The sequence below is a fragment of the Stenotrophomonas sp. genome, from assembly GCF_032099025.1.
GTDB lineage: Bacteria > Pseudomonadota > Gammaproteobacteria > Xanthomonadales > Xanthomonadaceae > Stenotrophomonas.
On sequence record NZ_DAMCID010000006.1, the window covers coordinates 166352 to 175890 of the forward strand.

7 protein-coding genes are annotated in these 9539 nt (G+C 68.1%); 5 read left to right on the forward strand and 2 right to left on the reverse strand.

Going from position 1 to position 9539, the window contains the following annotated elements:
* Nucleotides 1–64: 64 nt before the first annotated feature.
* Nucleotides 65–1288 (reverse strand): SGNH/GDSL hydrolase family protein, encoded by a 1224-nt coding sequence (locus RT456_RS06630; RefSeq protein WP_313344145.1) that lies wholly within the window; start codon nucleotides 1286–1288, stop codon nucleotides 65–67.
* Nucleotides 1289–1384: 96 nt separating this feature from the next.
* Between RT456_RS06630 and RT456_RS06635 the strand changes: the two genes are divergently transcribed.
* On the forward strand, nucleotides 1385–2302 hold the full coding sequence (locus RT456_RS06635) for a LysR family transcriptional regulator (RefSeq protein WP_313344148.1): 918 nt from the start codon (nucleotides 1385–1387) through the stop codon (nucleotides 2300–2302).
* A 99-nt stretch (nucleotides 2303–2401) separates the two neighbouring features.
* On the opposite strand, the gene recN is transcribed toward RT456_RS06635, so the two are convergent.
* Complete coding sequence (gene recN, locus RT456_RS06640) at nucleotides 2402–4066, reverse strand: DNA repair protein RecN (protein ID WP_313344151.1); 1665 nt, start codon at nucleotides 4064–4066, stop codon at nucleotides 2402–2404.
* A gap of 153 nt (nucleotides 4067–4219) precedes the next feature.
* Between recN and hrcA the strand changes: the two genes are divergently transcribed.
* The 4 genes from hrcA to dnaJ all read left to right on the forward strand — a co-directional run bounded on the left by hrcA (nucleotide 4220) and on the right by dnaJ (nucleotide 9201).
* Entirely contained in the window at nucleotides 4220–5287 is a 1068-nt protein-coding gene (hrcA, locus tag RT456_RS06645; RefSeq protein WP_313344154.1) for a heat-inducible transcriptional repressor HrcA, read from the forward strand.
* A gap of 82 nt (nucleotides 5288–5369) precedes the next feature.
* Nucleotides 5370–5885: a nucleotide exchange factor GrpE gene (gene grpE, locus RT456_RS06650; RefSeq protein ID WP_313344157.1), complete on the forward strand. Its 516-nt coding sequence runs from the start codon at nucleotides 5370–5372 to the stop codon at nucleotides 5883–5885.
* A gap of 128 nt (nucleotides 5886–6013) precedes the next feature.
* Nucleotides 6014–7948: a molecular chaperone DnaK gene (dnaK, locus tag RT456_RS06655; protein ID WP_313344159.1), complete on the forward strand. Its 1935-nt coding sequence runs from the start codon at nucleotides 6014–6016 to the stop codon at nucleotides 7946–7948.
* Between the two features lie 119 nt (nucleotides 7949–8067).
* Nucleotides 8068–9201: a molecular chaperone DnaJ gene (dnaJ, locus tag RT456_RS06660; RefSeq protein ID WP_313344161.1), complete on the forward strand. Its 1134-nt coding sequence runs from the start codon at nucleotides 8068–8070 to the stop codon at nucleotides 9199–9201.
* The last annotated feature ends 338 nt before the right edge of the window (nucleotides 9202–9539 follow it).

The window sequence follows — 9539 nt, forward strand, 5'->3', positions numbered from 1 at the left end:
TGCAGGACCTGACCGTTGGTGAGGACGGCATTGATACAGGAAACCCCGGCCCCGCCGGGGTTTTTCATTTCCCCAGCACCGCACGCTCCGCCGCCTCGGCCATCGCCGCGTTGCCGGCATCGCCGGGGTGCAGGTGGTCGCCGGAGTCGAACGCCGGCGCCAGGCGGGACGGGTCGGCCGGATCGCGCAGTGCGGCATCCAGATCGATCACCGCATCGAACGGGCTGCCCTCGCGCAGCCATGCATTGACCTGGCGGCGCAGGGCGTCCTTCCCGGGCTGGTAGTAGTCGTCCAGCGGCGTGCCCGGCAGGGCACCGGCGAAGGGGGGCAGGGTCGCAGCGACGATCCGCACCCCATGCGCGTGGGCGCGCTCCACCAGTCGCCGATAGCCATCCTCCAGCTTGGTCAGCGACGGGCGCGCCTCCCCTCGGGCGAAGGCTGTCCCCGGCCAGCTGATGTCGTTGATGCCGATCAGCACCACCACGCTGGCCACGCCGGGTTGATCCAGCACGTCGCGCTGGAAGCGCGCGAGCGCCGACGCGCCCATGCCATCGCGCAGCAGGCGAGCGCCGGAGATGCCGGCATTGACCACGGCCACGCCTTGGGGGGCCAGCCGCGCGGCCAAGTGGTCGGTCCAGCGCTGGTCCCGATCGAGGCTGGCGGTGGCGCCGTCGGTGATCGAATCGCCGATGACCACCACGCTGCGTGCGGTTGCCGGGGCCTCGACGTCGATCCCGGACAGGAACAGCCGCGCGGTGGTGGAGGTGCTGCCGCGCAGCGCGACGGCTCCAGTCTGGTTGCCCGGCGCGATCGCGCTGGTCTGGCGCCCGTCCCAATGGAAGGTCTGAAGCGGCGTGCGCGCCGGCACATGGACGTCGACCTGCACGGCCTGCAGGTCGCGGGTGGGCAGGGCGAGTGGATCGCTCAGGCGTTCCTGCCCCGGTCCGATCACCGTGCCAGGCTCCCCGTCGAAGGACAGCGCCAGGGCCGTCGTACCGCCATCGCCGGCCACGCTGGCCGCACCGATCCGCAGTGGCGCGGTGCCGTAGGCATTGCTCAGGCGCACCCGCAGGCGCGGGCCGCCCAGGCTGATCCGCGCGGTCTGGCGAAAGGTCTGGTCGTCCAGCGCCTGGGGGATGCCGCTCGGAAACAGGAAGGCGTCGTCCCAGACCGGCTGCGGGCTGGCCTGCCAGCTGGCCACCCAGTGCGGGGGCACGGCGGCGGTCGTGGGCGCGACGACGGACAGGGTGAGCAGGGCGCCGGTGGCAAGGCGGGTGAGTCGGTTCATGGGGAGATCCGGGGGAAGGGGGTCGCCATCGTGCGCGGCGCTTGATCTGTGAACTAGACTGCCTGAGGACAATCATCTGTGAACTGGATTCATCCAATGTCGTCGCCCGACATCAACCGCTCCGGCCAGCTGGAAATCTTCGTTCGCGTCATTGAAGCCGGGAGCTTCTCGGCGGCGGCGCGCGCGCTGGACATGAGCCCCTCGGCGGTGAGCAAGCTGGTGGCCAGGCTCGAGCAGCGGCTGGGAACGCGGCTGTTGCAACGTTCCACCCGGCAGCTGCAGCTCACCCCCGAAGGCTGCACGTTCTATGAGCGCGGCCTGCGCGTGCTGGCCGACCTGGACGAGGCGGAACGCTGCGCCGCCGCCCACGACGAACCCCGCGGTCGGTTGCGGGTGAATGCCAATGTCCCGTTCGGGCACCACTTCCTGTTGCCGTTGCTGCCGCAGTTCCTGGCCCGGCACCCGCAGGTGGGGGTCGACCTGGTGCTCACCGACGAGGTGATCGACCTTCTTGAACAGCGTACCGACGTGGCCGTGCGCGCCGGGCCGTTGAAGAATTCCAGCCTGGTGGCACGCCGCCTGGGCGCCACCCGGATGATGATCGTGGCGGCGCCGGCGTATGCCGCCCGGCACGGTCTGCCGCAGGACGCCGATGCGCTGCTGGCGCACAACCGGCTGGATATCGGGCATGCGCGCACGCAGACCGGCTGGCCGCTGCAGGTCAACGGCGAGCGGCGGGTGGCGCCGATTCAGGGCAATGCACGCGCCAGCGACGGTGAAGGGCTGCGCCGGTTGGTGCTTGGCGGGGTCGGCATGGCGCGTCTGGCCGCCTTCCAGGTCCAGGCCGATGTGGCGGCGGGGCGATTGCTGCCCGTGCTGGAGCAGGCCAATCCGGGCGATCTGGAGGAGGTGCACGCGGTGTTCGTGGGGCAGGGCGGACCCCTGCCGTTGCGGGTGCGCGCGCTGTTGGATTTCCTGGTGGAACACGTGGATCTGGCCCGGCCGCTGGCGTGACCGCCATCGGTGGGTGTGCAAGGTTGGCAGGCACCCGCCGTAGGCAGGTACCCACCCTGGGTGGGTACGCCGCCAGGTACAGCCACGCGTGGCGTGGCGCTATGACTCCTGCAGCAGCTTGCGCGCCGCTGCGCGGGCTTCCTTGCTGACTTCCACGCCGCCCAGCATCCGCGCCAGTTCTTCCTCGCGGGCACGGGGGTCCAACTTCTCCACCGCGCTCTGGGTCATGCCGTCCACCGGTGCCTTGCTGACCCGGTAGTGCGCGTGCCCCTTGGACGCCACCTGCGGAAGGTGGGTGACGCACAGCACCTGGCGCTTCTCGCCAAGCGCACGCAGCGTCTGGCCGACGATGTCGGCGACGGCGCCGCCGATGCCGGAATCGACCTCGTCGAAGACCATGGTCGGCACGGCGTCCAAGCCCAGTGCGGCAACCTCGATGGCCAGCGAAATACGCGACAGTTCGCCACCGGAGGCCACCTTGCGCAAGGCGCGTGGCGGCTGCCCGGCATTGGCGGCGACCAGGAACTCGACCCGCTCGGCGCCATTCGGGTCCGGCTTGACCACGGCCTGCGGTTCGATATCGATCAGGAATTGACCGCCGCCCATGCCCAGCTCACCGATCAGGGTGGTGGTGGTGTCCGACAACGCCTTGGCCGCCTTCCGGCGACTGGCGCTGAGTACCTCGGCCACGGTCTTCCATTGGCCGGCGGCGCGGTCGATCTCGCCCGCCAGGGCCTGCAGGCGCTCATCGGCGCCGCGCAGCTGCTCGACTTCGGCGTCCATCGCATCGCGGTGTTCGCCCAGGGCCTCCATCGGCACCCGGTGCTTGCGGGCGAGATCGTGGAGGCGACCCAGCCGGCGCTCGATGTCCTCGAACTGCTCCGGGTCGGCATCCAGGTCGTCATGGACCCGGTCCAGCAGCGACAGTGCCTCGTCCAGCTGGATGGCGGCGCTGTCCAGCAGGGCATCGACCTCCACCAGGCGACCGTCGTGCTCGGCCACGCGGGCCAGGTCATGGCGGGTCTGCTGCAGCAGCTGCAGCACCGACACCTCATCGTCGCCGTTGAGCCGGCCAACGGCCACGTCGCAGGCGCTGATCAGCGCGCTGGCATGGGCCTGGCGGCGGTGGCTGTTGCCCAGGGTGGCGATCGAGGCCGGGTCCAGGTCCTCGCGCCGGAGCTCACCGAGCTGATGCTCCAGGTAGCCGATCCGGTCGCTGACATCGCCCTGGCGGGACAAGGCGTCGGCCTCATCGACCAGTGTCTGCCAGCGCGCCGCGGTCTGGCGGACCTGGGCGCGCTCGGTGTCATTGCGGGCGAATGCATCCAGCAGCGAAAGCTGGGAGGGACGCGAGAGCAGCGCCTGCTGCTCGTGCTGGCCGTGAATCTCGACCAGCATGCTCGCCAACTCGGTCAGCTGGGAGAGGGTGACCGGACGGCCATTGATGAAGGCGCGCGAGCCGCCGTCGGCGCGGATGATCCGGCGCAGCTGGCACTGTTCGTCGTCGTCCAGTTCATTTTCGCGCAGCCAGCGCCGGGCGGGGGCGTCGGCGGTGGGGGCGAATTCGGCCGACAGTTCGGCGCGCGCGGCGCCATGGCGGACCACGCCGCTGTCGGCGCGCAGGCCGGACAGGAAGCCCAGCGCGTCGACCATCAGCGACTTACCCGCGCCGGTCTCGCCCGAAACCACGGTCATACCCGGCCCGAACTCCAGTTCGGTGGCGCGGACAACGGCAAAATCTTTGATCGATAGATGTCTAAGCATGGTCTTCGGTTCTCAAGCCGCGCAACGCTAGCATGGGCGAGGGGCAGCTCCAATCGGGATGTGCCGCTCCGTCGCCGCGGATCGGCGTGAAGGGCTCACTTGCCAACGCCTGGCCCAGCCATTATCTAATGTGGCGTCTCACAGGCTGATTCCATGCATCCCTCCACGACCCAACTCGCTCCTCGCGCCCGCCACCTGCTGCGGACGCTGATCGCGCGCCACATCCAGGACGGCGAACCGGTCGGGTCGCAGACCCTGGCGCGGCTGGCCGGGTTGGATGTCAGCCCGGCCACCATCCGCAACATCCTCGGCGACCTGGAGGACCTGGGGCTGCTCAGTTCGGCGCATGTCTCGGCCGGGCGCGTGCCTACCGCGCACGGCTACCGGGTGTTCGTCGACAGCCTGGTCAAGATGCAGCCGCCCGGCGAAAGCGAGCTGAACCGGCTGCGCAGCGAGCTCTCCACCGGGGCCGGCACCCAGGCGCTGCTGGGCAGTGCGTCGGAGCTGCTGTCGGCGATGAGTCACTTCGTCGGCGTGGTCGGCGCACCACGACGCGAGCAGTTCGCCTTCCGCCACATCGATTTCGTGGCGCTGGACGCGCGCCGGGTGCTGGCCATCCTGGTGTTTGCCGACAACGAGGTGCAGAACCGGGTCATCGAGCCGCGCCGCAGCTGGGAACCGGCCGAGCTGGAGCAGGTCGCCAACTACCTCAACGCCCACTGCGCCGGCCGCCCGCTGGCCGAGATCCGTGCCCGCCTGCTGCTGGAGCTGCGCGATGCCCGTTCGGAAATGGAGCAGCTGCTGGCCCACAGCGTGGAACTGGCCGAGCAGGCCATGGCCCCGCCCGCCGATGACATGGTGCTGGCCGGGCAGACCCGGCTGATGGGGGTGCAGGACCTGTCCGACCTGGACCGCCTGCGCGAGCTGTTCGACGTGTTCGCCAGCAAGCGCGAGATCCTGCAGTTGCTTGAGCGCACCATCCAGGCGCCCGGCGTGCGCATCTTCATCGGCGAGGAGACCGGCGTGATGCCGCTGGAGAACGTCTCGCTGGTCACCGCCCCGTATTCGGCCGGCGGCCAGGTACTGGGCGTGCTGGGCGTCATCGGGCCCAAGCGGATGGCCTACGACCGCATGATTCCGCTGGTGGAGGCCACCGCGCAGGTGCTCGGGGCGGCGCTGGATGCCCCCACCGGGGGCGGATTGTCCCGGGATCGCGCCTAAACGCGCCGCCAGCTCTTGAATCGGGTCCGGCCGCCCACATAGGGGTGGGTGGAGGCGGAGAGTCACCGCCAAGGATCCGGAAATGAACCAAGATCAGCCTGATATCGCATCCCAGAGCCCGGCCGGCGACGCCGCCCCGGGGGATTCCCTGCAGCAGCAGCTGGACGCCCTGCACAACGAGCTGGCCCTGCTCCGGTCCGAGTCGCTGCGCGAGCGCGCCGACCTGGACAACCAGCGCAAGCGCGTGGCCCGCGACGTCGAGCAGGCGCGCCGTTTCGCCAATGAGAAGCTGCTGGGCGAACTGCTGCCGGTGTTCGACAGCCTGGACGCCGGCCTTACTGCCGCTGGCGCCGAGGCCAGCCCGCTGCGCGACGGCCTGGAGCTGACCTACAAGCAGCTGCTCAAGGTCGCCGCCGAGAACGGCCTGCTTCTCCTCGACCCGACCGGCCAGCCCTTCAATCCCGAACACCACCAGGCCATCAGCCAGGTCGACGCGCCCGGCGCGGCGCCGGGCAGCGTGGTCCAGGTGTTCCAGAAGGGTTACGAGCTCAACGGTCGCCTGCTGCGCCCGGCGCTGGTCGTGGTTGCCCGCGATTGACCTGAACGCGTTCGGCCGCCATCGGACACAGCGTTCGATGGATGGCTTGAAAGTGTTCGCAGCGTCCCACACATCCCATTCATAACCCGGCAGCTGCCGGATGTTCCCAACTTTCAGGAGTCTCCCCCATGGGCAAGATCATTGGTATCGACCTCGGCACCACCAACTCGTGCGTGGCGATCATGGACGGCGGCAAGGCCCGCGTCATCGAAAATGCGGAAGGCGACCGCACCACGCCGTCCATCGTTGCCTTCACCAAGGACGGCGAAGTGCTGGTGGGTGCCTCGGCCAAGCGCCAGGCGGTCACCAATCCGAAGAACACCTTCTACGCCGTCAAGCGCCTGATCGGCCGCAAGTTCCAGGACGCTGAAGTCCAGAAGGACATCTCGCATGTGCCTTACAGCATCCTGGCCCACGACAACGGCGATGCCTGGGTGCAGAGCAGCGACGCCAAGAAGATGTCGCCGCAGGAAATCTCCGCCCACGTGCTGACGAAGATGAAGAGCACCGCAGAGGCGTTCCTCGGTGAGAAGGTCACCGAAGCGGTCATCACCGTGCCGGCCTACTTCAACGACAGCCAGCGCCAGGCGACCAAGGACGCCGGCCGCATCGCCGGCCTGGACGTCAAGCGCATCATCAACGAGCCGACCGCGGCCGCGTTGGCCTATGGCCTGGACAAGGCGGACAACAAGGATCGCAAGATCGTGGTGTACGACCTCGGCGGCGGTACGTTCGACGTGTCGGTGATCGAAATCGCCAACATCGACGGCGAGAAGCAGTTCGAAGTGCTGGCCACCAACGGTGACACCTTCCTGGGCGGCGAAGATTTCGACGCACGCGTCATCAACTACCTGGTGGAAGAGTTCAACAAGGACCAGGGCATCGACCTGCGCAACGATCCGCTGGCCCTGCAGCGCCTGAAGGACGCCGCCGAGCGCGCCAAGATCGAGCTGTCCACCAGCCAGCAGACCGAAGTGAACCTGCCGTACGTCACCGCCGATGCCTCCGGTCCGAAGCACCTGAACATCAAGCTGACCCGCGCCAAGCTGGAAGCGCTGGTCGAAGACCTGATCAAGCGGTCGATCGACCCGTGCCGCACCGCACTGAATGATGCGGGCCTGCGTTCGAGCGACATCAGCGACGTCATCCTGGTCGGTGGCCAGACCCGCATGCCGAAGGTGCAGCAGGCCGTCACCGAGTTCTTCGGCAAGGAACCGCGCAAGGACGTCAACCCGGACGAAGCCGTGGCACTGGGTGCGGCGATCCAGGGCGGCGTGCTGGGCGGCGACGTCAAGGACGTGCTGCTGCTGGACGTGACCCCGCTGTCGCTGGGTATCGAAACCATGGGCGGCGTGTTCACCAAGATCATCGAGAAGAACACCACCATCCCGACGAAGGCCTCGCAGGTGTTCTCCACCGCCGAGGACAACCAGTCGGCCGTGACCGTGCACGTGCTGCAGGGTGAGCGCGAACAGGCCCGTTTCAACAAGTCGCTGGCCAAGTTCGACCTGTCCGGCATCGAGCCGGCCCCGCGCGGCCTGCCGCAGGTGGAAGTGTCCTTCGACATCGACGCCAACGGCATCCTGCACGTGTCGGCCAAGGACAAGAAGACCAACAAGGAACAGAAGGTCGAGATCAAGGCCGGTTCGGGTCTGTCCGAGGACGAGATCGCGCGCATGGTCGCCGACGCGGAAGCCAACCGCGAAGAAGACAAGAAGTTCCAGGAGCTGGTCCAGGCCCGCAACCAGGCTGACGCGCTGATCCACGGTACCCGTACCGCGATCAACGAGCACGGCAGCAAGGTCGGTGGCGATGTGATCGGCAAGGTCGAATCGGCCCTGGCCGATCTGGAAACCGCGATGAAGGGTGACGACAAGGCGCAGATTGAAGCCAAGTCGAAGGTGCTGGAAGAGGCCGGGCAGTCGCTGTTCGCCGCTTCGGCCGCGGCCGAGCAGGGCGGTGCCGCTCCGGGCGCCGATGCCGGTGCCGGCACGGGCAACGGTGCCCACGATGACGTGGTCGATGCCGAGTTCACCGAAGTCAAGGACGACAAGAAGTCCTGATCCGGACCAGACGCGGGACGTTGCGCAGGCAACGTCCCGTTGTCGTTTCCCCTAGTTCCTGACAACCGTACCGCGGTGTGTCGGGGGTGAATCCCGACTTCCGGATACCGATTCAAGCCATGAGCAAGCGCGACTACTACGAGGTGCTGGGCGTTTCCCGCACTGCGACCGAAGAAGAACTGAAAAAGTCCTATCGCCGTTGTGCGATGAAGTACCACCCGGACCGCAATCCGGGCGACAGTGCCGCCGAAGCCTCCTTCAAGGAGTGCAAGGAGGCCTACGAAACCCTGTCCGACGCCAACAAGCGCCGCATGTACGATGCCCACGGCCACGCTGCGTTCGAGCACGGCATGGGCGGTGGCGGTGGCGGTCCCGGTGGCCCGGACATGGGCGACATCTTCGGGGACATCTTCGGCAACATCTTCGGTGGTGGTGGTGGCGGCGGTCCGCGCCAGGCGCGTCGCGGTGCCGACATCGGCTACGTGATGGAGCTGGACCTGGAAGAGGCGGTGCGTGGCATCGAGCGCCGGATCGACATCCCGACCCTGGCCGAGTGCGATGACTGCCATGGCAGTGGTTCGGACGACGGCAAGGTCGAAACCTGCAGCGTGTGCCGTGGCCAGGGCCAGGTGCGCATCCAGCGCGGCATTTTCGCGATGCAGCAGGCCTGCCACAACTGCAACGGCCGCGGCCAGATCATCCAGAACCCCTGCAAGACCTGCCACGGCAACGGTCGCGTGGAGGAAGACAAGGTGTTGTCGGTGAAGGTGCCTGCGGGTGTCGATACCGGTGACCGCATCCGCCTGGCGGGCGAGGGTGAGGCCGGTCCGGCCGGCACGCCGCCGGGCGATCTGTACGTGGAAGTGCGCGTGCGCGAGCATGCGATCTTCCAGCGCGATGGCGACGACCTGCACTGCGAAGTGCCGATCCGCATCTCGCAGGCCGCGCTGGGCGACACCGTGCGCGTGGCCACGCTGGGCGGTTATGCGGAGATCCGCATTCCGGCCGAGACCCAGACCGGCAAGCTGTTCCGCATGCGCGGCAAGGGCGTGCGTTCGGTGCGCAGCCGCAGCGAAGGCGACCTGTACTGCCGCGTCGTGGTGGAGACCCCGGTAAACCTGACGGTCGAGCAGCGCAAGCTGCTGGAGCAGTTCGAGACCACCTTCACCGGCGAAGAAGCGCGCAAGCATTCGCCGAAGTCGGCGACCTTCATCGACGGGGTGAAGGGCTTCTGGGACCGGATGACGTCGTAAGTGGTTGGTTCCAACGATAACGAAAACGCCGGGCACGTCCCGGCGTTTTTTTTGGTTGTTTGCCTGATCGGGTGGAGCGCTTGAGCAGACGCGGCTGCCGGTGCGGCGAGCGCGGGGCCGCCTTTCCCCTGCCTGCGAATTTTCGTCCACAGCGGCTGCCGGTGGAGCGAGTGCGGGGCCGCCATACCCTTGCCTGCGAATGTCCCCCGGCGTCGGCCTTCGGCCGCCCCCTCCTCCTTTACTTCGCCGCAAGGGCATGGCGGCCCCGCACTCGCCCCACCGGCGTTGCGTCGTGCTCCGGCTTTTCCCTGCGAACCGCAAGCCGAGCCCCGTCGCGG